19 protein-coding genes and 1 pseudogene are annotated in these 23,107 nt (G+C 44.6%); 17 read left to right on the forward strand and 3 right to left on the reverse strand.

The features are described from left to right. Positions 1 to 15 precede the first annotated feature (15 nt). The 6 genes from ystJ (at position 16) to CJU60_RS15350 (ending at position 6,843) form a co-directional block, all read left to right on the forward strand. Positions 16 to 1,248 carry an NADP-dependent malic enzyme gene (gene ystJ, locus CJU60_RS15325; RefSeq protein WP_095714225.1) on the forward strand — a complete coding sequence of 411 codons (1,233 nt, stop codon included), beginning with the start codon at positions 16 to 18 and terminating at the stop codon, positions 1,246 to 1,248. Between the two features lie 334 nt (positions 1,249 to 1,582). Beyond that, a complete protein-coding gene (accD, locus tag CJU60_RS15330; protein ID WP_044153863.1) occupies positions 1,583 to 2,455 on the forward strand; it encodes an acetyl-CoA carboxylase, carboxyltransferase subunit beta in 873 nt (290 codons plus the stop codon). Next, on the forward strand, positions 2,440 to 3,417 hold the full coding sequence (accA, locus tag CJU60_RS15335; protein ID WP_095714226.1) for an acetyl-CoA carboxylase carboxyl transferase subunit alpha: 978 nt from the start codon (positions 2,440 to 2,442) through the stop codon (positions 3,415 to 3,417). The genes accD and accA overlap by 16 nt, the downstream gene beginning before the upstream one ends. A 185-nt stretch (positions 3,418 to 3,602) precedes the next feature. Next, on the forward strand, positions 3,603 to 4,562 hold the full coding sequence (gene pfkA, locus CJU60_RS15340; protein ID WP_024122459.1) for a 6-phosphofructokinase: 960 nt from the start codon (positions 3,603 to 3,605) through the stop codon (positions 4,560 to 4,562). A 43-nt stretch (positions 4,563 to 4,605) separates the two neighbouring features. Next, positions 4,606 to 6,363, forward strand: coding sequence for a pyruvate kinase (pyk, locus tag CJU60_RS15345; protein WP_024122458.1), 1,758 nt, complete (start codon positions 4,606 to 4,608; stop codon positions 6,361 to 6,363). 96 nt (positions 6,364 to 6,459) lie between these two features. Then, a complete protein-coding gene (locus CJU60_RS15350; protein ID WP_024122457.1) occupies positions 6,460 to 6,843 on the forward strand; it encodes an FxsA family protein in 384 nt (127 codons plus the stop codon). A gap of 30 nt (positions 6,844 to 6,873) precedes the next feature. Here CJU60_RS15350 and ytvI read toward each other — a convergent pair whose 3' ends face one another. After that, entirely contained in the window at positions 6,874 to 7,989 is a 1,116-nt protein-coding gene (gene ytvI, locus CJU60_RS15355) for a sporulation integral membrane protein YtvI (protein ID WP_095714227.1), read from the reverse strand. A gap of 95 nt (positions 7,990 to 8,084) precedes the next feature. Here ytvI and CJU60_RS15360 point away from each other — a divergent pair, with 95 nt between their 5' ends. The 10 genes and pseudogenes from CJU60_RS15360 to coaE all read left to right on the forward strand — a co-directional run bounded on the left by CJU60_RS15360 (position 8,085) and on the right by coaE (position 20,250). Then, entirely contained in the window at positions 8,085 to 8,549 is a 465-nt protein-coding gene (locus CJU60_RS15360; protein ID WP_010335274.1) for a DUF441 domain-containing protein, read from the forward strand. A gap of 330 nt (positions 8,550 to 8,879) precedes the next feature. Continuing rightward, on the forward strand, positions 8,880 to 9,998 hold the full coding sequence (gene citZ, locus CJU60_RS15365; protein WP_010335272.1) for a citrate synthase: 1,119 nt from the start codon (positions 8,880 to 8,882) through the stop codon (positions 9,996 to 9,998). A 160-nt stretch (positions 9,999 to 10,158) separates the two neighbouring features. Further along, positions 10,159 to 11,430, forward strand: coding sequence for an NADP-dependent isocitrate dehydrogenase (icd, locus tag CJU60_RS15370; protein ID WP_024122455.1), 1,272 nt, complete (start codon positions 10,159 to 10,161; stop codon positions 11,428 to 11,430). 43 nt (positions 11,431 to 11,473) lie between these two features. After that, positions 11,474 to 12,412 (forward strand): malate dehydrogenase, encoded by a 939-nt coding sequence (gene mdh / locus CJU60_RS15375; protein ID WP_010335270.1) that lies wholly within the window; start codon positions 11,474 to 11,476, stop codon positions 12,410 to 12,412. Between the two features lie 226 nt (positions 12,413 to 12,638). Next, a complete protein-coding gene (gene phoP, locus CJU60_RS15380) occupies positions 12,639 to 13,361 on the forward strand; it encodes a two-component system response regulator PhoP (RefSeq protein ID WP_010335269.1) in 723 nt (240 codons plus the stop codon). Then, positions 13,354 to 15,093, forward strand: a complete 1,740-nt coding sequence (pnpS, locus tag CJU60_RS15385) for a two-component system histidine kinase PnpS (RefSeq protein ID WP_095714228.1) — start codon at positions 13,354 to 13,356, stop codon at positions 15,091 to 15,093. Before phoP ends, pnpS begins: the two co-directional genes overlap by 8 nt. 249 nt (positions 15,094 to 15,342) lie before the next feature. Continuing rightward, complete coding sequence (polA, locus tag CJU60_RS15390; protein ID WP_095714229.1) at positions 15,343 to 17,985, forward strand: DNA polymerase I; 2,643 nt, start codon at positions 15,343 to 15,345, stop codon at positions 17,983 to 17,985. Between the two features lie 24 nt (positions 17,986 to 18,009). Then, complete coding sequence (mutM, locus tag CJU60_RS15395; RefSeq protein WP_095714230.1) at positions 18,010 to 18,837, forward strand: DNA-formamidopyrimidine glycosylase; 828 nt, start codon at positions 18,010 to 18,012, stop codon at positions 18,835 to 18,837. A 153-nt stretch (positions 18,838 to 18,990) separates the two neighbouring features. Then, positions 18,991 to 19,641 (forward strand): annotated as a pseudogene (gene ytaF, locus CJU60_RS15400) (sporulation membrane protein YtaF); the annotation flags it as partial. A gap of 15 nt (positions 19,642 to 19,656) precedes the next feature. Then, positions 19,657 to 20,250, forward strand: a complete 594-nt coding sequence (gene coaE / locus CJU60_RS15405; RefSeq protein ID WP_095714231.1) for a dephospho-CoA kinase — start codon at positions 19,657 to 19,659, stop codon at positions 20,248 to 20,250. A 35-nt stretch (positions 20,251 to 20,285) separates the two neighbouring features. On the opposite strand, the gene CJU60_RS15410 is transcribed toward coaE, so the two are convergent. Both CJU60_RS15410 and CJU60_RS15415 read right to left on the reverse strand, forming a co-directional pair. After that, positions 20,286 to 21,128, reverse strand: a complete 843-nt coding sequence (locus CJU60_RS15410) for an aldo/keto reductase (RefSeq protein ID WP_095714232.1) — start codon at positions 21,126 to 21,128, stop codon at positions 20,286 to 20,288. Between the two features lie 24 nt (positions 21,129 to 21,152). Continuing rightward, positions 21,153 to 22,343 carry an MFS transporter gene (locus tag CJU60_RS15415; protein ID WP_044153909.1) on the reverse strand — a complete coding sequence of 397 codons (1,191 nt, stop codon included), beginning with the start codon at positions 22,341 to 22,343 and terminating at the stop codon, positions 21,153 to 21,155. A gap of 183 nt (positions 22,344 to 22,526) precedes the next feature. Here CJU60_RS15415 and CJU60_RS15420 point away from each other — a divergent pair, with 183 nt between their 5' ends. Continuing rightward, complete coding sequence (locus tag CJU60_RS15420; protein ID WP_024122445.1) at positions 22,527 to 22,907, forward strand: winged helix-turn-helix transcriptional regulator; 381 nt, start codon at positions 22,527 to 22,529, stop codon at positions 22,905 to 22,907. The last annotated feature ends 200 nt before the right edge of the window (positions 22,908 to 23,107 follow it).

Genomic DNA, 23,107 nt, shown 5'->3' on the forward strand with positions numbered 1-23,107 from the left:
GGAGTGTTTAGGAGAATGTCATTAAGAGAAGAAGCATTACATCTGCATAAAGTGAACCAGGGGAAGCTCGAATCCAAATCTAAAGTAGAGGTTAAAAATGCGAAAGATTTAAGCCTTGCTTATTCCCCGGGTGTAGCAGAACCATGTAAGGATATTCATGAAGACATTAATAAAGTATATGATTATACAATGAAGGGGAACATGGTAGCAGTTGTGACAGACGGTACAGCTGTGCTCGGCCTTGGAAATATCGGCCCTGAAGCCGCACTTCCTGTTATGGAAGGTAAAGCCGTTCTTTTCAAAAGCTTTGCCGGCGTAGACGCGTTCCCAATTGCTTTGGGCACAAATGATGTTGATAAAATCATTGAAACCGTTAAATTGCTTGAACCGACATTTGGCGGTGTCAACCTTGAAGATATCGCGGCGCCAAACTGCTTCATCATTGAAGAGCGTCTGAAAAAAGAAACGAACATCCCGGTTTTCCATGACGATCAGCACGGCACAGCGATTGTCACAGTAGCTGGTCTTGTAAACGCGCTGAAATTGTCTGGAAAATCCATGTCTTCCATTAAAGTTGTGGCTAACGGCGCCGGTGCTGCAGGTATTGCGATCATTAAGCTTCTTTACCATTTCGGCGTGCGCGACATCGTGATGTGCGATTCAAAAGGAGCCATTTATGAAGGGCGTCCGAACGGTATGAACGATGTTAAAAACGAAGTGGCGAAATTCACAAACCAAGACCGTAAAGACGGCTCTTTGGAAGATGTGATCGCTGGTGCTGACGTATTTATCGGTGTGTCTGTCGAAGGTGCGCTAACAAAAGAAATGGTACAAAGTATGGCGAAAGATCCGATCATTTTCGCAATGGCAAACCCGAATCCGGAAATTATGCCGGAAGATGCGCGTGAAGCTGGAGCAAGCGTTATCGGAACAGGCCGTTCAGATTTCCCGAACCAAGTAAACAATGTGCTTGCCTTCCCGGGAATTTTCCGTGGAGCGCTTGACGTGCGCGCTACTCACATTAACGAAGAAATGAAGATTGCAGCGGTTGAAGCCATTGCTTCACTAGTATCAGACGATGAGCTTAGCCCAGAGTACGTCATCCCTGCACCGTTTGATAAACGTGTTGCGCCTGCTGTGGCTAAGGCTGTGGCGAAAGCGGCGATGGAAACAGGTGTGGCAAGAATTACTGTAGATCCTGAAGAAGTTGCAGAAAAAACCAGAAAACTTACGATTATTGGCGAATAATTTTAATTCATTCCAAAAATGGCAGCGCGTTGGCGGAGACCGGCGCGCTGTTCTCAAGTTAAACTTGCGGCTGAAATTTTTTTGGGGTCAGGACTTAAAAAAATTTCAGCCGAGTTTAACATGATTTTTGAATACGTTACCAACCTTACTGGTTCAACGATTTATTAGGTTTATCATGAGTCTGTCCGCACGCGTCTGCGGATAAAAAGTTGTCGAATTGAGGATGACAGCGTTTGACAAAAAAAGTACAATAGTTTCGGTAAAGTTATTAGCAAGTCTATCTGTCTGGATGGCATGCGGTGAAGAGAACCCTTCACAAAAGGGAGGTAATCATTTGTTAAAGGATATATTCACTAAAAAGAAAAAGTATGCTTCCGTACCGTCAGATCAAGCGAAGCACGATGTTCCGGAAGGCATTATGACAAAATGTCCTAAGTGTAAAAAAATCATGCTCACTAAAGAGTTGGATAAAAATATGCGGGTATGCATGAACTGCGATTATCATTTCCCAATGAATGCAAAACAGCGTATCGAAAGCTTGATGGATGAACAGTCCTTTGAGGAATTCAATCAGGGGATGTTATCGGAAAACCCGCTCGGTTTCCCGGGATATCTGGAAAAGCTTGAAAAAGATCGCGAGAAAACATCCTTAAACGAGGCTGTTGTCACAGGCAAGGGTACCATCGGGGGATTTCCTGCTGTTGTCGCGGTAATGGATTCTTCATTCCGTATGGGCAGCATGGGCTCTGTCGTCGGCGAGAAAATCACGCTTGCGATTGAAAAAGCAAAAGCGGATAAAGTTCCGTTTATTATTTTTACTGCTTCCGGCGGTGCAAGGATGCAGGAAGGCATATTAAGCCTTATGCAAATGGCAAAGACAAGCTCTGCCTTAAAATTATTCAGTGAGGAACAGGGTCTCATTATCTCAGTCATGACGCATCCGACTACCGGCGGGGTATCGGCAAGCTTTGCTTCTCTTGGCGATTATAATTTTGCGGAGCCTGGCGCGCTGATCGGTTTTGCCGGAAGAAGGATTATCGAACAGACAATAGGCGAAAAACTGCCGGAGGATTTCCAAACGGCGGAATTCTTATTAAAACATGGACAGCTTGATGCGGTTATTCACCGCGACGACATGAAAAAAACGTTAGAGAATCTGCTGGATATGCATCAAACAGGAGGTGACATTGAGTGGCTGCAAGATTAGAATTTGAAAAACCGGTGATTGAACTGCAAACCAAAATCGCCGAATTGAAAAAATTCACCCAGGATTCGGAAATGGATCTGAGTGCAGAAATCGAACGGCTTGAAGACCGTCTAGCTAAGCTTCAGGATGATATTTATAAAAATCTGAAGCCTTGGGACCGGGTTCAAATCGCACGTCTGCCGGACCGTCCGACAACACTTGATTATATTCATTACCTGTTTACAGACTTTTTTGAATGTCACGGAGACAGAGCGTACGGAGACGATGAAGCCATTGTCGGCGGTATTGCCAAGTTCCACGGCCTGCCTGTGACAGTTATCGGACATCAGCGCGGAAAAGACACGAAGGAAAACCTGGTCCGCAACTTTGGAATGCCTCATCCTGAGGGCTATCGTAAAGCGCTTCGTCTGATGAAACAGGCTGATAAATTTAACAGACCGATTATCTGTTTTATTGACACGAAGGGGGCATACCCTGGACGAGCAGCTGAAGAAAGAGGACAAAGCGAAGCAATCGCCAAAAACCTGTTTGAAATGGCCGGCCTTAGAGTGCCTGTTGTTTGTATCGTCATCGGCGAAGGCGGAAGCGGCGGAGCTCTAGGTTTAGGTGTGGGCAACCACTTGCATATGCTGGAAAACTCTACTTATTCTGTTATTTCTCCGGAAGGTGCTGCGGCACTCTTATGGAAGGACTCCAGTCTTGCCAAAAAAGCGGCGGAAACAATGAAAATCACTGCGCCTGACTTAGAAGAATTAGGTATTATAGATCATATGATAAAAGAAGTAAAAGGCGGAGCGCACCACGATATTAAGCTGCAGGCAAGCTACATGGATGAAACCCTTAAACAATCGTTAAAGACTTTGCTGAAGCTGAATGAAGAAGAATTAATTCAGCAGCGCTATGAAAAATACAAAGCAATTGGGAAAGTATCGATTGAAGATCAATATATCGGGGTAAACTAAATAAACGTGAAGCCTTTGGCTCACGTTTATTTTTTGTGACATTCCTTAAATTTTATTTAAAAACAATTTATTTAATTGTATAATAGGTAAGGTTTCATAGGGAGGATGGAGATCCCTTTTCATTGTTTTTAGGGCAATGATCATGTTATGTTTTAATCATATATGTTTGCTGAGGTGAATGGAGAATGAAACGTATAGGGGTATTGACGAGCGGCGGGGATTCCCCGGGAATGAATGCAGCAGTTCGCGCAGTTGTCAGAAAAGCGATTTATCATGACGTTGAAGTTTACGGCATTTATAACGGATACTCAGGATTGATCAGCGGAAAGATTGAAAAGCTAGAGCTCGGTTCTGTAGGTGATATTATTCATCGCGGAGGAACAAAGCTATATACAGCAAGATGTCCTGAATTCAAAACGGTTGAAGGCCGTGAAAAAGGGATCGAAAACTTGAAGAAGCTGGGTATCGAAGGGCTTGTCGTTATCGGCGGAGACGGCTCATACATGGGTGCGAAGAAATTAACGGAGCACGGGTTTCCATGTGTAGGTGTACCGGGTACAATTGATAATGACATTCCGGGTACTGATTTTACAATCGGTTTCGACACAGCTTTAAATACAGTAATTGACGCAATTGATAAGATTCGTGATACAGCGACTTCTCATGAACGTACATATGTGATCGAAGTGATGGGCCGCCACGCCGGCGATATTGCATTATGGGCCGGACTTGCAGGCGGTGCGGAATCAATCTTGATCCCTGAGGCTGATTACGACATGCACGAAATCATTGCCCGGCTAAAACGCGGTCATGAGCGCGGGAAGAAACACAGTATTATTATCGTTGCCGAAGGAGTAGGCAGCGGTGTTGAATTCGGGAAACGCATTGAAGAAGAAACAAATCTTGAAACTAGGGTATCTGTATTAGGCCATATCCAGCGCGGCGGTTCCCCAAGTGCTGCTGACCGTGTTCTGGCAAGCCGACTTGGCGCGTATGCGGTTGAACTGCTGCTTGAAGGAAAAGGCGGACGCTGTGTAGGTATACAAAACAATAAGCTTGTAGACCATGATATTATAGAAATACTGGATCAAAAACACACAGTTGAGCAAAACATGTATCAGCTTTCAAAAGAACTGTCTATTTAAGAATGCAGCAGAAGGCTGAAGATTTCAGAAGGAAGTGAACGAATTGAGAAAAACAAAAATTGTTTGTACCATCGGTCCGGCAAGTGAAAGTATTGAAATGCTTACGAAATTAATGGAGTCAGGAATGAATGTGGCTCGTTTAAATTTTTCTCACGGAGATTTTGAGGAGCACGGAGCACGTATTAAAAATATCCGCGAAGCGAGCAAAAAGCTCGGCAAAAACGTCGGAATCCTGCTTGATACAAAAGGCCCTGAAATCCGTACACATACTATGGAAAACGGTGCTATTGAGCTTGAAACAGGCAAAGAGCTTATCGTTTCAATGGACGAGGTAGTTGGAACAACTGATAAGATTTCAGTAACATATGAAGGTTTAGTAGAGGACGTTGAAAAAGGCTCAACGATTCTTTTAGATGACGGGCTTATCGGTCTTGAAGTACTTGAAGTGAATGCCGCTAAACGCGAAATCAAAACAAAAGTACTAAACAACGGAACACTGAAAAACAAAAAAGGCGTTAACGTGCCGGGTGTCAGTGTCAACCTTCCTGGTATTACTGAGAAAGACGCGAGAGATATCGTTTTCGGTATTGAGCAAGGGGTAGATTTCATCGCTGCGTCTTTTGTACGCCGTTCTACTGACGTGCTTGAAATCCGTGAACTTCTTGAGGAGCATAATGCTCAGGATATTCAAATTATCCCTAAAATTGAAAACCAAGAAGGCGTAGACAACATTGATTCTATTCTCGAAGTGTCTGACGGCTTAATGGTTGCGCGCGGAGACTTAGGTGTGGAAATCCCGGCTGAAGAAGTGCCGCTCGTGCAAAAAGACCTGATTAAAAAATGCAACGCACTGGGCAAACCGGTTATTACAGCGACACAAATGCTTGACAGCATGCAGCGCAACCCGCGTCCGACTCGTGCGGAAGCGAGTGACGTCGCAAACGCAATTTTCGACGGCACAGATGCGATCATGCTTTCTGGTGAAACAGCTGCCGGAAACTACCCGGTTGAAGCGGTTCAAACGATGCACAACATCGCATCCCGTTCTGAAGAGGCGCTGAATTACAAAGAGATTCTTTCAAAGCGCAGAGACCAGGTAGGCATGACGATTACTGATGCAATCGGCCAATCTGTTGCACATACAGCCATTAACTTGAATGCTACTGCGATTGTGACGCCGACTGAAAGCGGCCATACAGCGCGTATGATTGCAAAATACCGCCCGCAGGCACCGATTGTCGCTGTGACTGTAAATGATTCTGTTTCCAGAAAACTCGCTCTTGTATCCGGCGTTTTCGCAGAAAGCGGTCAAAATGCAAGCTCAACTGATGAGATGCTGGAAGACGCTGTGCAAAAATCATTACACAGCGGAATTGTAAAAAATGGTGACCTGATCGTCATTACAGCAGGCACTGTCGGTGAGTCAGGAACAACGAATTTGATGAAAGTTCATACTGTCGGCAATATCATTGCTAAAGGCCAAGGTATCGGCCGCAAATCAGCTTACGGTCCGGTTGTCATTGCGCAAAACGCGAAAGAAGCCGAACAAAAAATGACTGACGGCGCGGTTTTGGTTACTACTAGCACTGACCGTGACATGATCGCGTCTCTTGAAAAAGCGTCTGCTCTTATTACAGAAGAGGGCGGCTTGACAAGCCATGCTGCAGTAGTCGGATTAAGCCTCGGCATTCCGGTTATTGTTGGTTTGGAAAATGCGACATCCATTTTGACAGAAGGCCAGGATATTACGGTTGACGCTTCTAGAGGGGCAGTCTACCAAGGCCGTGCAAGTGTACTTTAATCACATCTGAAAATGGGAAGGGAGCGTATTCCCTTCCTTTTCTCTATTTGTCACTATTTTTGAACGAAGGCGTTTTACACATGTGGGGGGCTGGAGATGAGGTTTTTATTTTTGCTTTTTATTGTGTTTCCGGCAATTGAAATCGGCATATTTCTATTTTCGGGCAAGCTGATCGGCATTCTTCCGACGGTCCTTTTGATGATTCTGACCGGAATCATTGGGGCAGCAGCTGCCAAAAAACAAGGAACTGAAGTTTACTTCAAGGTTCAGCGTGACCTTCAATACGGAAAGATGCCTGGTGAAGCGATTGCTGACGGCCTGTGCATCTTTATTGGCGGCCTTTTGCTGATGCTGCCAGGCTTTTTATCAGACCTGGCCGGCGCATGCCTGCTTATCCCGTTCACCCGCAGCTGGTGTAAGCCGATCCTGTTCAAATGGCTGAGAGGTATGTCGAAGAACAAGCGGATCATTATAAAATAAAAACGGCAGCCTGCATTATGGGCTGCTGTTTTATTTTTGCTGGACAGTGATGTAGGACCATATTTCCTTTAAGGCACCTGTTGTAATAAAAGCCTGGATGACGACGAGAACGGCAGGACCGGCAATCAGTCCTAAAAAGCCGAACAATTTAAAGCCGGCAAAGAGGGCAATGAGTGTTGCCAGCGGATCGATTCCGATTGATTTACTTAATATTTTCGGCTCTGTCAGCTGCCGCTGAACGAGTACGACAAGGTACAGCACACCAATTCCAATTGCTTGAGGAAGCTGGCCTGTAATCGATAAATACAAAATCCACGGCACGAAGACGGATCCTGCTCCTAAATAAGGGAGAAGGTCGACTAGCCCGATTAAAAAAGCAATCGTTGCTGCATGCTCAACCTTTAAGAGAGAAAGACCGATGAATACAATGACCATCGTAAGGAATACAAGAACAGCCTGCGCTTTAATGAAACCGGTCATTGCTTTTTTTAACTCGCTGCTGATCGCCTTTCCGTTTGCTGTTATTCGATCCGGCAGCACTGAAACGAGCATCGCTTTCAGCTTGTGCCAATCCTTTGTCATGAAAAATGTAGCAAGAAGTGAAAATATCAAAACAGCCGCGGTATTCGGAAGCAGCGCGAAAAACTTCGGGATCATTTCAAGAATGTGAGACAGCAGCAGTCCTGCGTTTTTGGCAGCGGAATCTCCAAGTGTCTGAATGTGAGTGACGATGGAAGCCTGCTGGTTGGTCTCCAATTCATGAAATAAAACGGTCAGTTCGTGATAGAGCGGCTGGATATGAGTGGTAAACAGTTTTTCACAATAAGAGATAAATGTGCTGATATGCGGGGGAAGGGTTTTTGCAAGATATGCAGTCCCTGTTACGATTTCTGCTATCACAATGGTCAGCACACCGAACGCCGCGAGCAGAAAAAAGGCAAGCACGCCGATGACATTTAAAGTTCGCGGGAATCCGGTCACCTTGTCCAAGTAGTCTACAACAGGGTGAATCGCTGTTGAAAGAATAAGGGCAATGAGGAACGGATATGTTAACGGAAACGAATAATAAACAGCGGCTGCTGATCCGGCTGTAAGCGACATGACAAAGAGGGTTCGGAAAAAAATAGTGATATAGGATTGATTCACAAAAACGCTCCTCCTCTCGTCAGCATGTCCTATTGTTATGTTTATTCACGGTACGGCTGTATATGAATACATTCATCTTAAAGGAGGGATGACGCGTGTTTACACAAGCGAATTTATTTTTAATATTACTCTTGGCTATTGCACTTATCGCAAAAAATCAATCGCTGCTTTTTGCTGTATCCGTCCTTTTGATCATTAAAATCGTGGGACTTGACCAAAAATTTTTCCCGACTATCCAGTCAAAAGGCATCAACTGGGGCGTGACCGTCATCACAATTGCTGTTCTTGTTCCAATCGCCACAGGAGAGATTGGATTTAAACAGCTTGGTGAGGCAATGCGTTCTTCTTACGCATGGATTGCATTGGGGGCGGGAATTGCCGTTGCGCTGATTGCCAAAAATGGCCTGACCCTGTTGGAAAACGATCCTCACATCACCACTGCTCTTGTCATCGGTACCATTCTCGCTGTCGCGCTTTTCGGCGGAGTCGCAGTGGGTCCGCTGATCGGAGCGGGGATTGCTTATATTGCGATGCAGCTCGTAAAACTGTTCACTTCATGAAAAAAGCGGCTTGCTGCCGCTTTTTTTTAATGCCAAAAAACCGCAAATAAAGGCGTTTTTTCGGGAAAATCATAGAATGAAAAAAAAAATTATAGGTAAACATTTAACAAATGTCTGATTATTGTTTATAATAGGAATAGGCACAAACTTAAAAAAGCTTATAAGAATTTGTTATGTTCTTTCATAAGCAAAGGGTTTCAGCACCAGCAGGCAGTAAAATGTAAGCATTTTCTTTTGGGGGGAGAAATACTTACAACATGCTTTTTAAGTTAGCCTCATGTTTTTACAACACTCTTAAAGGGGAAATTTATTGAAAAGGAGATGTTATATATGACAGCGACACGCGGTCTTGAAGGGGTTGTAGCAACAACATCATCTGTTAGTTCGATTATTGATGATACCCTTACATATGTGGGGTATGATATCGATGATTTGACAGAGAATGCGAGCTTTGAAGAAATCATTTACTTGCTTTGGCACTTAAGGCTGCCAAACAAAAAAGAGCTTGATGAGTTAAAACAGCAGTTAGCAAAAGAAGCTGCCGTTCCGCAAGAAATTATTGAGCACTTCAAATCTTATTCCCTCGAAAATGTTCATCCCATGGCTGCTCTTCGGACAGCGATTTCTTTACTAGGCCTGCTTGACAGCGAGGCTGATACCATGAACCCGGAAGCCAACTACAGAAAGGCGATCCGCCTTCAGGCAAAGGTGCCTGGTCTGGTTGCAGCGTTTTCCAGAATCCGCAAAGGTCTTGAACCCGTTGAGCCAAGAGAAGACTACGGCATTGCCGAGAATTTTCTCTACACATTAAACGGTGAAGAGCCTTCGCCAATTGAGGTTGAGGCTTTCAACAAAGCGCTGATTTTACATGCTGACCATGAGCTGAACGCGTCAACGTTCACAGCAAGGGTCTGCGTCGCAACACTTTCTGATATCTATTCAGGCATTACTGCCGCAATCGGCGCACTGAAGGGCCCGCTTCACGGCGGTGCAAACGAAGGCGTCATGAAAATGCTGACAGAGATCGGCGAAGTGGAGAATGTCGAGCCTTTCGTTCGCGCCAAGATGGAAAAGAAAGAAAAAATAATGGGATTCGGCCATCGCGTTTATAAGCATGGCGATCCGCGCGCTAAACATTTAAAAGAAATGAGCAAACGTCTGACCAACCTGACCGGCGAAAGCAAATGGTATGACATGTCGATTCGCATCGAAGAAATCGTGACATCAGAAAAAAAGCTTCCGCCTAACGTTGATTTCTATTCCGCTTCTGTTTATCACAGCCTCGGAATAGACCATGACCTGTTCACACCGATTTTTGCTGTAAGCAGAATGTCCGGCTGGCTCGCTCATATCCTTGAGCAGTATGACAATAACCGCCTGATCCGCCCGCGTGCAGATTACACAGGCCCTGACAAACAAACTTTTGTTCCGATTGAAGAAAGAGCCTAAAGAACCATGGGAGGCTGGCTTATGTTAATGAAGTTAGCCTCTTGTTCAGAACATCAAAGATGGTTTACACTTTAGAATGTTAAGAAAAATCATTTTGTTTTCTATATAAGAAAAATAAAATGTTTTCTAAATATGAATTACATACTGGGAGGTTTTTATTGTGGCACAAGGTGAAAAAATTACAGTCTCTAACGGAGTATTAAACGTACCAAACAACCCGATTATCCCTTTTATTGAAGGAGACGGAACCGGTCCTGATATTTGGAATGCGGCTTCAAAAGTTTTGGAAGCCGCAGTAGAAAAAGCATATAAAGGTGAAAAGAAAATTACGTGGAAAGAAGTTTATGCCGGAGAAAAGGCTTATAATAAAACAGGTGAGTGGCTTCCTGCTGAAACATTAGATGTCATCCGCGAATATTTCATCGCGATTAAAGGCCCGTTAACGACACCTGTCGGCGGCGGTATCCGTTCTTTGAACGTAGCGCTCAGACAAGAGCTTGACCTTTTCGTTTGCTTGAGACCGGTAAGATATTTTACTGGAGTGCCGTCACCGGTAAAACGCCCTGAGGATACTGACATGGTCATCTTCCGTGAAAATACAGAAGATATTTACGCAGGCATCGAGTACGCAAAAGGCTCTGAAGAAGTGCAAAAGCTTATCAGCTTCCTGCAAAATGAATTGAATGTCAACAAAATCCGTTTCCCTGAAACATCAGGTATCGGCATTAAGCCTGTTTCTGAAGAAGGAACAAGCCGTCTGGTCAGAGCGGCAATTGAATATGCGATTGAGCACGGCCGGAAGTCTGTAACGCTTGTACACAAAGGAAACATCATGAAGTTCACGGAAGGCGCCTTCAAAAACTGGGGCTATGAGCTTGCAGAGAGAGAATACGGCGAAAAAGTCTTCACATGGGCTGAATATGACCGCATTGCTGAAAAAGACGGAAAAGACGCCGCTAATAAAGCGCAAAGCGAAGCAGAAGCAGCAGGCAAAATCATTATCAAAGACAGCATTGCTGATATTTTCCTTCAGCAGATTCTGACACGTCCAAGCGAATTTGATGTTGTTGCAACAATGAACCTTAACGGAGACTATATTTCTGACGCTCTTGCGGCGCAAGTAGGCGGAATCGGTATTGCTCCTGGGGCGAACATCAACTACGAAACAGGACATGCGATTTTCGAGGCGACACACGGAACGGCTCCTAAATACGCCGGACTTGATAAAGTAAACCCATCTTCAGTTATTCTTTCAGGTGTGCTGCTGCTTGAGCATTTAGGATGGAATGAAGCGGCTGATTTAATCATTAAATCTATGGAAAAAACAATCGCTTCTAAAGTCGTAACTTACGATTTTGCCAGATTAATGGACGGCGCGACTGAAGTTAAATGTTCAGAGTTCGGAGAAGAACTGATTAAAAACATGGACTAAGCAAGGAAACAGCCTAAAATTAGCCATAAAGGAGAAGAGAGACATGGGAAATACTCGTAAAAAAGTTTCTGTTATCGGAGCAGGTTTTACCGGAGCGACAACAGCTTTCTTAACCGCTCAAAAAGAGCTGGCGGACGTTGTTCTCGTTGATATCCCGCAATTGGAGAACCCGACGAAAGGAAAAGCCCTTGATATGCTGGAAGCCAGCCCGGTTCAAGGCTTTGACGCGAAAATTACGGGTACATCTAATTATGAGGATACGGCTGGTTCTGACATTGTTGTCATTACAGCCGGTATTGCAAGAAAACCTGGTATGAGCAGGGATGATCTAGTCTCTACAAACGAAAAAATTATGAGAAGCGTTACACGAGAAATCGTGAAATATTCTCCTGACTCTATCATTGTGGTTTTGACAAACCCTGTTGATGCAATGACATACGCAGTATATAAAGAGTCTGGCTTCCCGAAAGAGCGCGTAATCGGCCAATCAGGTGTGCTTGATACGGCAAGATTCAGAACGTTTGTGGCGGAGGAATTAAACTTGTCAGTGAAAGATGTGACCGGTTTTGTTCTCGGTGGACACGGTGACGATATGGTGCCGCTTGTACGTTATTCTTATGCTGGCGGTATCCCGCTTGAAACCCTCATTCCAAAAGACCGGATTGACGCCATTGTGGAGCGCACAAGAAAAGGCGGCGGCGAGATCGTGAATCTTTTAGGAAACGGAAGCGCGTATTATGCGCCTGCGGCTTCTCTGACAGAAATGATCGAAGCGATCTTAAAAGATCAGCGACGCGTCCTTCCGACAATTGCTTATCTTGAAGGGGAATACGGCTATGAAGGCATTTACCTTGGTGTTCCGACAATTGTCGGCGGAAACGGACTTGAACAAATCATTGAGCTTGAATTGACAGAGTACGAAAAAGAACAGCTGAATAAATCAGTTGAATCTGTCAAAAATGTGATGAAAGTATTATCCTAAAATAAAAAGAGAAAGGCTGGTTTAATCGAAGCCTTTCTCTTTTTATTAAGAAATGAAAGCGCTTCCTTGTATTCCTCAGCTGCCTCTTGTATTTTTCTTTTAAAATGATGTAAAAGGCGAATTGTCGGAATGTCCGGCTTTCGATAAAATAAAATCATGAAACATGGTAAGATGACATAAAATAGAGAAATAGGATGTCGGGGAATTAAGATACTGGAGGCACAGCATGAACAAGAAAATTTTAGTTGTGGATGATGAAGAATCTATCGTTACACTTTTGCAGTACAATTTGGAGCGGTCAGGCTATGAGGTTATTACTGCTTCGGATGGAGAAGAAGCACTCAAAAGAGCGGAAACAGAAAATCCTGATTTGATTGTGCTTGATGTGATGCTTCCAAAGCTGGATGGAATTGAAGTATGCAAGCAGCTGAGACAGCAAAAACTCATGTTTCCTATTTTAATGCTGACAGCGAAGGATGAAGAATTTGACAAAGTATTAGGGCTTGAGCTTGGTGCTGATGATTATATGACCAAGCCTTTCAGCCCTCGAGAAGTCAATGCAAGAGTAAAAGCTATTTTAAGGCGTTCTGAAATGGCTGCACCCTCTAATGACATGAAAAACGAGGAAACCGAAGGACAAATTGTTATCGGCGATTTGAAGATCCTGCCCGATCATTATGAAGCTTATTTTAAAGAAAATCAGCTTGAGCTGACACCGAAAGAATTTGAGCTGCTTTTGTATTTAGGCAGACATAAAGGCAGAGTGCTGACGAGAGATTTGCTTTTGAGCGCTGTCTGGAACTACGATTTTGCCGGAGATACGAGAATTGTTGATGTGCATATCAGCCATCTCCGAGACAAAATTGAAACGAATACAAAAAAACCGATCTATATTAAAACCATTAGGGGATTGGGGTATAAATTGGAGGAGCCAAAAATGAATGATTAAATATCGTGTGCGCCTTTTTTCTGTGCTCGTTGTCTGTATGATTGTGGTGTTTAGTGTACTCGGGCTGTTTTTACAGCAGCTCTTTGAATCTTCTGATCAAAAAAAATCGGAGGAACACATTGAAAAGGAAGCCAAATACATGGCTTCGCTGCTTGATGCCGGCAATCTGAATGACCAGGCAAATGAGAAAGTCATTAAAGATGCAGGCAGTGCGCTTGATGTTGAAGCCTCCGTAATCGATACAGAAGGAAAGGTGCTGTACGGGTCTGGCGGCAGCGCGGCGGATTCTTCGCAGGTGCAGGCGCTTGTCTCCGGTCATGAGGGAGTTCTCGCGAAAGAGGAGAATATGCTTTATTATGGGCTTTCGCTTAGGAGCAAAGGCGAAAAAACGGGGTATGTGCTGCTTACTTCCCGTGAAGAAAGCTCAGGTCTGAATGGCGAGATGTGGGGCATGCTGACAGCCAGTCTTTGTACCGCTTTTATAATTATTGTTTTCTTTTATTCTAATATGACCTCTCGCTACAAAAGATCTATTGAAGCAGCCACAAACATGGCAACAGAGCTGTCCAAGGGGAATTACGATGCCCGTACATACGGCGGTTATATCAGGCGTTCCGACAAGCTTGGCCGTGCCATGAACAGCCTTGCCGTTGATCTGATGGAAATGACGAGGACGCAGGAAATGCAGCGCGACCGTCTGTTGACTGTGATTGAAAACATCGGCTCCGGGCTGATTATGATTGATGGAAGAGGTTTTATCAATCTCGTCAACAGGTCTTACGCGAAGCAGTTTCATGTCAATCCGAATCAGATGCTGCGCTGTCTTTATCATGATGCATTTGAACATGAAGAAGTGATCCAGCTTGTCGAAGACATTTTTATGACTGAGACGAAGAAATGCAAGCTATTAAGACTTCCGATCAAAATTGAAAGGCGTTATTTTGAAGTGGACGGCGTTCCTATTATGGGGCCGGATGATGAATGGAAAGGGATCGTGCTCGTTTTTCATGACATGACGGAAACGAAAAAATTAGAGCAGATGAGAAAAGATTTTGTGGCCAACGTTTCTCATGAGCTGAAAACACCGATTACATCGATCAAAGGATTTACGGAAACGCTATTAGACGGGGCGATGGAGGATAAAGAGGCGCTTTCAGAATTTCTCTCGATTATTTTAAAGGAAAGCAAAAGGCTTCAATCATTGGTGCAGGATTTGCTAGATCTTTCTAAGATTGAGCAACAAAACTTTACGCTCAGCATCGAAACGTTCGATGCAGCGAAAATGCTGGCTGATATTGAGACGCTGCTTAAGCATAAAGCGACGGAGAAAGGTATCTCTTTACAGCTGAACGTTCCGAAAGACCCTCTCTATGTAGCGGGCGACCCGTACCGGCTAAAACAGGTGTTTTTGAATCTCGTAAACAATGCATTAACCTATACACCGGAGAAGGGATCGGTAGCTATCAATGTCAAGCCGGGTGAAACAGAGATTCAGATTGAAGTTTCCGATACCGGGATCGGAATCCAGAAAGAAGAAATTCCCCGCATCTTTGAACGGTTTTACCGCGTTGATAAAGATAGAAGCAGAAACTCGGGAGGGACCGGTCTCGGTCTTGCGATTGTAAAGCATTTAATAGAGGCTCATGAAGGGAAAATCGATGTGACTAGTGAGCCGGGCCGCGGTACTGTGTTTACTGTGACGCTGAAGCGGGCTGCTGAAAAGCCTGTCTAATGTTTACAAAGCTTTAACAATATCTTCATGCACTGTTAAACCTATGCTGGTAGGATGTAGTAGAACCCCTTCATCCAAGGAGCCAATTTTGACGGCGGGAACCTTTTTGTGTTCCCGTCCTTTTTTGTGTGTTCTCATCGGTTCGCGTATTTTCCTTTCAAATTGAACTTTGTTAAAATAAGAGAAGCTATAGACTATTATTATGAGATGAATGGAAGCAGGAGCTGTTGCTTCTTAGGAGGATATTGAATGACGGAACGAAAAAAATTAGTGCTTGTAGACGGAAACAGTCTGGCTTACCGGGCGTTTTTCGCATTGCCGCTGTTAAGCAATGATAAAGGAATTCATACAAATGCGGTTTACGGTTTTGCGATGATTTTGATGAAAATGCTTGAGGATGAAAAGCCAACGCATATGCTGGTTGCGTTTGATGCCGGGAAAACGACGTTTCGTCACGGCACATTTAAAGAGTATAAAGGCGGAAGACAGAAAACCCCGCCTGAGCTTTCAGAACAAATGCCGTTTATCCGCGAGCTGCTTGATGCCTATCAAATCAGCCGCTACGAACTGGAACAATACGAAGCTGACGACATTATCGGCACACTCGCGAAATCGGCTGAAAAGGAAGGCTTTGAGGTAAAGGTTTTCTCGGGAGATAAGGATTTAACACAGCTGGCAACAGATCAGACGACGGTTGCCATTACGAGAAAAGGAATTACCGATGTTGAGTTTTACACACCAGAGCACGTCCAGGAGAAATACGGACTCACGCCTGACCAAATTATTGATATGAAGGGTTTAATGGGGGATTCCTCTGACAACATCCCGGGTGTGCCGGGTGTCGGGGAGAAAACCGCGATTAAGCTGTTAAAGCAATTCCATTCTGTTGAAAAGCTGCTCGAATCAATTGATGAGGTAAGCGGAAAAAAACTCAAGGAAAAGCTTGAAGAATTTAAGGATCAGGCCTTGATGAGCAAGGAATTGGCGACGATTATGACTGATGCGCCGATTGAGGTATCCGTTTCCGGCCTGGAATATCAAGGCTTTAATCGTGAACAGGTCATTGCCATCTTTAAGGACCTTGGGTTCAATACGCTTCTTGAACGGCTCGGGGAAGATGGTGTAGAGGCGGAGCAGGATCAGTCCTTAGAAGAAATTGATGTTAAAACAGTCACCGACGTGACTAGCGATATATTGGTTTCTCCATCTTCATTTGTCGTTGAACAGATTGGCGATAATTATCATGAAGTGCCGATTCTCGGATTTTCGATAGTGAACGAAACGGGAGCCTACTTCATTCCAAAAGACGTTGCTGTCGAGTCTGATGTGTTTAAAGAATGGGTGGAAAATGACGATCAGAAAAAATGGGTCTTTGACAGCAAGCGGGCTGTCGTGGCTTTGCGCTGGCAGGGCATTGAGCTGAAAGGTGCGGAGTTTGATACGGTTCTTGCCGCTTATATCATTAATCCGGGCAATTCGTATGACGACGTTGCCAGTGTGGCTAAGGATTACGGCTTACATATCGTTTCAAGCGATGAATCAGTTTACGGCAAGGGAGCAAAACGCGCCGTGCCGGCAGAAGGCGAACTGTCTGAGCATCTCGTCAGAAAGGCTTTAGCCATTCAAAGCCTCCGGGAAAAGCTCGTTCAGGAGCTGGAGAACAACGATCAGCTTGAGCTGTTTGAGGAGCTGGAAATGCCGCTGGCGCTTATTCTCGGAGAAATGGAATCAACAGGCGTTAAGGTTGATGTTGACCGCTTAAAACGAATGGGAGAAGAACTGAGCGCCAAGCTGAAGGAATATGAAGAAAAAATTCATGAGATTGCGGGCGAACCGTTTAATATCAATTCTCCTAAACAGCTCGGTGTCATATTGTTTGAAAAGATCGGCCTGCCAGTTGTGAAGAAAACGAAAACAGGCTATTCAACATCTGCTGATGTGCTTGAAAAGCTGGCTGACAAACATGATATTGTCGACTATATTTTGCAGTACAGACAAATCGGCAAGCTGCAATCGACATACATCGAAGGGCTTTTAAAGGTGACAAAAAAAGATACACACAAGGTGCATACACGCTTTAACCAAGCCTTAACGCAAACAGGGCGCCTCAGCTCGACTGATCCAAACCTGCAAAACATTCCGATCAGGCTTGAGGAAGGGCGCAAGATCCGCCAGGCCTTTGTTCCGTCTGAAAAAGACTGGCTCATTTTTGCGGCTGATTACTCGCAAATCGAACTGCGGGTGCTTGCCCACATTTCAAAGGATGAAAATTTGATCGAAGCCTTTACAAACGATATGGATATTCACACAAAAACAGCAATGGATGTGTTCCATGTCGCTGAGGATGAAGTGACATCGGCGATGAGACGCCAGGCGAAAGCGGTCAACTTCGGGATCGTATACGGCATCAGTGATTACGGGCTTTCACAGAATCTCGGCATTACGAGGAAAGAAGCCGGGGCATTCATCGACCGATATTTGGAAAGCTTCAAGGGTGTCAAAGCGTATATGGAGGACTCGGTGCAGGACGCGAAGCAAAAAGGCTACGTAACCACGCTGCTGCATCGCCGCCGCTATATCCCTGAACTGACGAGCCGAAACTTTAATATCCGCAGCTTTGCGGAGCGGACGGCAATGAATACACCAATTCAAGGAAGTGCCGCGGATATTATTAAAAAAGCCATGATTGATATGGCAGCCAAGCTGAAAGAAAAGCAGCTGAAGGCAAGATTGCTGCTTCAAGTGCACGATGAACTGATTTTTGAAGCGCCGAAGGAAGAAATTGAAATACTTGAAAAGCTTGTTCCAGAAGTGATGGAGCATGCGCTTGCATTAGATGTGCCGTTAAAGGTGGACTTTGCTTCAGGCCCATCCTGGTACGATGCGAAATAAACAGAGATAAAGGAAGTGATGGATGTGCCGGAATTACCAGAGGTTGAAACCGTCCGGCGCACTCTGACCGGGCTTGTTAGAGGAAAAACAATCAAATCGGTAGAGATCAGATGGCCGAATATCATCAAACGGCCTGCCGAACCGGAGGAATTTGCGCGAAACTTAGCAGGAGAAACCATCCAGTCCATCGGAAGACGGGGAAAGTTTTTACTGTTTAACTTGGATCATTATGTCATGGTCTCCCACCTTCGTATGGAAGGAAAGTACGGGCTTCATCAAGAGGAGGAGCCGGACGATAAACACGTGCATGTCATTTTTACGATGACGGACGGAACCCAGCTGCGTTACAGGGATGTTCGGAAATTCGGAACCATGCATTTATTTAAACCGGGAGAGGAAGCGGGGGAGCTGCCGCTTTCTCAGCTCGGACCCGAACCGGATGCAGAAGAATTTACGAGTTCGTATTTGAAAGCGCGGCTGGAGAAAACAAACCGAGCTGTCAAAACCGCCCTTCTAGATCAGAAAACGGTCGTCGGACTCGGAAACATTTATGTGGACGAGGCTCTGTTCAGAGCGGGCGTTCATCCCGAGACAAAAGCAAATCAGCTGTCAGATCAAAAAATCAAAAAACTTCATGCTGAAATTAAAAATACCCTTCAGGAAGCGATTGATGCCGGCGGAAGCACTGTCCGGTCGTATATCAATTCCCAAGGAGAAATCGGAATGTTTCAGCTGCAGCATTTTGTGTACGGAAAAAAAGATGAGCCCTGCAAAAATTGCGGAACAATGATTACAAAAATTGTCGTCGGAGGCAGAGGCACGCATTTTTGCGCCAAGTGCCAGAAAAAATAGAATAATGCTTCATCGTCCAAGCTGTCGGTGCATATATCAGTAGCTCTGTTATAGAGGAAGTGCCGTTTTTCGGAAACACGGATTTATCACTTTTCCATATACATGATTGTGATGAATCTCCGGGCATTTAACATCTGATACAAGAGCACCAACAGAAAGGAAGAAACGAATATGCAAATGGTTTCTATACTGCTGCTGGCGTTAGCTGTCAGCTTGGACAGTTTTTCAGTCGGATTTACGTATGGATTGCGAAAAATGAAGATACCGCTAAAGGCCATTATCGTCATTGCCTTCTGTTCCGGCACTGTTATGTTTATTTCCATGCTGATCGGAAGCTTTCTCACAAAGTTTTTTCCCGTGTATGTGACTGAGAAGCTCGGCGGGCTAATATTGGTTGGAATCGGCGTATGGGTTTTATATCAATTTTTCAGGCCGGCAAAAGACAAAGACTACTTATTGCATGAAAAAACGCTGCTTAATTTAGAGGTTCGGTCATTGGGCATTGTGATCCATATTTTGAGAAAACCAATGAGTGCGGATATCGACAAATCTGGTGTGATTAATGGGATTGAAGCGGTGTTATTGGGATTCGCCCTGTCGATTGATGCCTTCGGAGCAGGTATGGGAGCAGCCATTCTCGGTTTTTCTCCCATTGCGATGAGCATAACCGTCGCGATTATGAGTTCGCTGTTTGTGTCAGTCGGCATCAATGCCGGCCATATTCTGTCTAAATGGAGATGGATCGATAAAATGGCGTTTTTGCCGGGGCTTCTGCTGATCACGATCGGGCTCTGGAAATTGTAAAAAGGAGTGGATATCTTGACCTTAGTCATTGGTTTAACGGGAGGAATAGCAAGCGGCAAAAGTACGGTTGCCAATATGCTGATAGATAAAGGAATCACTGTCATAGATGCGGATATCATTGCAAAACAAGCGGTAGAAAAAGGGATGCCGGCCTACCGGCAGATCATTGACGAATTTGGTGAAGACATTCTGCTCGAAAATGGTGATATAGACAGAAGAAAGCTTGGGGCGCTGGTCTTTACAAATGAACAGAAGCGTCTTGCTTTGAATTCAATTGTTCATCCTGCGGTCAGAGAGGAAATGCTCAAGCGGCGTGATGAGTCCATTGCAAATCAGGAGACATTTGTAGTATTAGATATCCCGCTTTTGTTCGAAAGCAAATTGGAGTCTTTAGTGGATAAAATTATTGTGGTCAGTGTGACAAAAGAGCTTCAGCTTGAACGCCTGACCAAGCGCAACCAATTAACGGAGGAAGAAGCGCTTAGCCGGATCCGCTCCCAAATTCCATTAGAGGAAAAAGTGTCAAGAGCGGATAACGTAATAGACAATAGCGGCACACTCGAAGAGACAAAACAGCAGCTTGAGGAAATTCTCAGCTGCTGGGCATAACAAAACACCGTTCATTATGAACGGTGTTTTTGTGATTAAAAATCAAAATTGTCCGGATCAGGACCGACGCGCAGATTTTCATTTAACGCATCAATTCGGTTCATGTCATCCTGTGATAATTCAAAATCAAATATGTTCGCGTTCGCTTTAATTCGATGTTCCTTTGTTGATTTAGGAATGGTGATGACACCGTGCTGTAAATCCCAGCGTAAAATGATTTGCGCGACGGATTTGTGATATGATTTTGCAATGTCTGTCAGTTCGGGATGATCAAGCAATTGTCCCTGCATTAAAGGTGACCATGCTTCCATTTGAATGCCTTGCTTCTCGCAATAAGCCATCAGCTCTTTTTGCGTGAGGCGCGGGTGGAATTCCACTTGGTTGATCATAGGCTTCATTTCAGCATCCTTCAGCAGATCCTCCAGGTGGTGGATTTGGAAATTGCTCACTCCGATCGCTTTGACACGGCCTTCTTTATACAGTGTTTCAAGTGCTCTCCAAGCTTCTTTATATTTGCCTTCCACAGGCCAGTGAATGAGGTATAGATCTAAATATTCCAAACCGAGTTTTGACAGGCTTGTTTCAAATGCCGCCAATGTTTCCTCATACCCTAAATCCGCATTCCACACTTTTGATGTGACAAATAGATCCTCTCTGGAGATGCCGGCTTCTTCAATTCCTTGCCGCAAGCCTTCCCCAACTCCCGCTTCATTTCCGTAGATTGCGGCAGTATCAATACTGCGGTAACCTTGAACAATGGCGGTTTTCACCGCATTGACGAGTTCCGATCCTTCTTCCACTTGGAATACACCGAGGCCGAACCACGGCATTTTCACCCCGTTATGAAGTGTTGCTGCTGCTTGTAAATGTGTTGTCATATTTGTTTCCTCCTTATTGAAATGTTAGGCTGCCTGCCGATCCTGTTTTTCCAGAAGACGGCTCCAGCCTGTTAAGATGACGGCTCCTGCTACCATTAAAGCTCCAATCCACGCGGTATGAATCAGCCCGATGGAATCGGTAATCACGCCTCCCAAAAAAGATCCTAGGGCAATTCCTGCGTTAAATGCTGCAATATTAATCGCGGATGCTACATCTACTGCGCTCGGTACAAAACGTTCAGCCAGCATGACGACATATACTTGCAGGCCTGGCACATTCATAAAGGCCAGCAAGCCCATAAAGAGAATCGTAATGAGGCCGGCAATTTTATAAGGAGCCGTAAATGTTAACGTAAACAGGACGAGCGCCTGTACGATAAACATATAAAACAGCGCGGCGATCGGATTTCGATTGGACAGTTTTCCGCCAATCATATTTCCGATAGCAATGGCAATTCCGTATACGAGCAGGATAATGGCTACAGTGCCGGCCTTAAAGCCCGTCACTTCCTGAAGCAGGGGAGACAGGTAAGTGAACACAACAAATGTTCCTCCGTATCCTAAAGCTGTTATGACAAATAAAAGCAGTAAACGGCCGTTTGTCACAAGCTTCAATTGATCCCGCATCGTTGTTTTCGTCCCTTTTCGTAAATTGGAAGGGACAAGAATGCCATTTGCAATGACAGCGATAATGCCGACGGCGATAATAACCATAAAGGCAAAACGCCAGCCGAGCTGCTGGCCTATAAACGTGCCGAAAGGAACTCCGGTTACTGTTGCGACGGTGAGTCCTGTAAACATAATGGAAATCGCACTCGCCCTTTTATTTTCAGGGACAAGATCAGCTGCGATCGTCGAGCCGATCGACATAAACACACCGTGTGAAAAAGCGGATATCACACGTGCTGCTAAAAGAATTCCGATGCTTGAGGCCGACGCGGCCATCGTATTCCCGGCGATAAAAATGATCATGATCCAAAGCAATAGCGTCTTTCGTGACATGCTTGAGGTCAATGACGTTAAAATAGGCGCGCCGAACGTAACACCCAGTGCGTATAGCGAAACGGTCAATCCCGCTGTTGTTACAGGAATGTGTAAATCATCAGATATTAACGGCAAAAGGCCGACGCTGATAAATTCGGTTGTCCCTATCGCGAATGCACTAATGGCGAGAGCCAGAAGTGCAGGAATGCTGCTTTTATTGGCTGAAGTCATTCAAGTTCCTCCTTTTCTGTTATGTGTTGTCTGATTGAAATTCTGCCGAACAAGCTATATAAATAAAAGAGCAGATTCAATTCAGCCGGCAAATGTGATTATGAAAGATATCATCAAAAAAGAAAAGTACGTACTTTTAAGTGCTATAGTCACTTTTTGGTGCCTGTAAGGAGAGTGAACCGCATGGAGAAGAAAAAATATAACATTTCAGTTGAAGCGACTCTTGAAGTAATAGGCGGGAAATGGAAATGCGTGATTTTATGCCACCTGACGCACGGAAAAAAACGAACAAGTGAGTTAAAGCGTTTAATGCCGAATATCACTCAAAAAATGCTGACCCAGCAGCTGCGTGAGCTGGAAGCTGACGGTGTCATTAACCGTATCGTGTACAATCAGGTTCCTCCTAAAGTGGAATACGAACTGAGTGAATACGGCCGCAGCTTAGAAGGCATTTTAGATATGCTCTGCGATTGGGGAGCAAATCATATCAACAAGGTATACGGCGATACTTTCTCTGTATTAGAAGAAAGTGTGCTCAATGATAAATTGAAACAGGAATCATAAGAAAATAAAGCAGGCAGTGCGCAGCGCTGGCTGCTTTTTTGATTCTTTATCCTCATATTGTGTGCAAGAAAACGTATGATACATCATAAATTAGCGTTATAATCGTTGATTTTTATCAATATGTACTGGCGAATTCTTTTTAATATGTTATACTAATTTCAGATGACAACAATTTAGAATGACATAATTGATGAGGGGTG

The organism is Bacillus sp. 7705b (genome assembly GCF_002289525.1).
Lineage (GTDB): Bacteria > Bacillota > Bacilli > Bacillales > Bacillaceae > Bacillus > Bacillus halotolerans.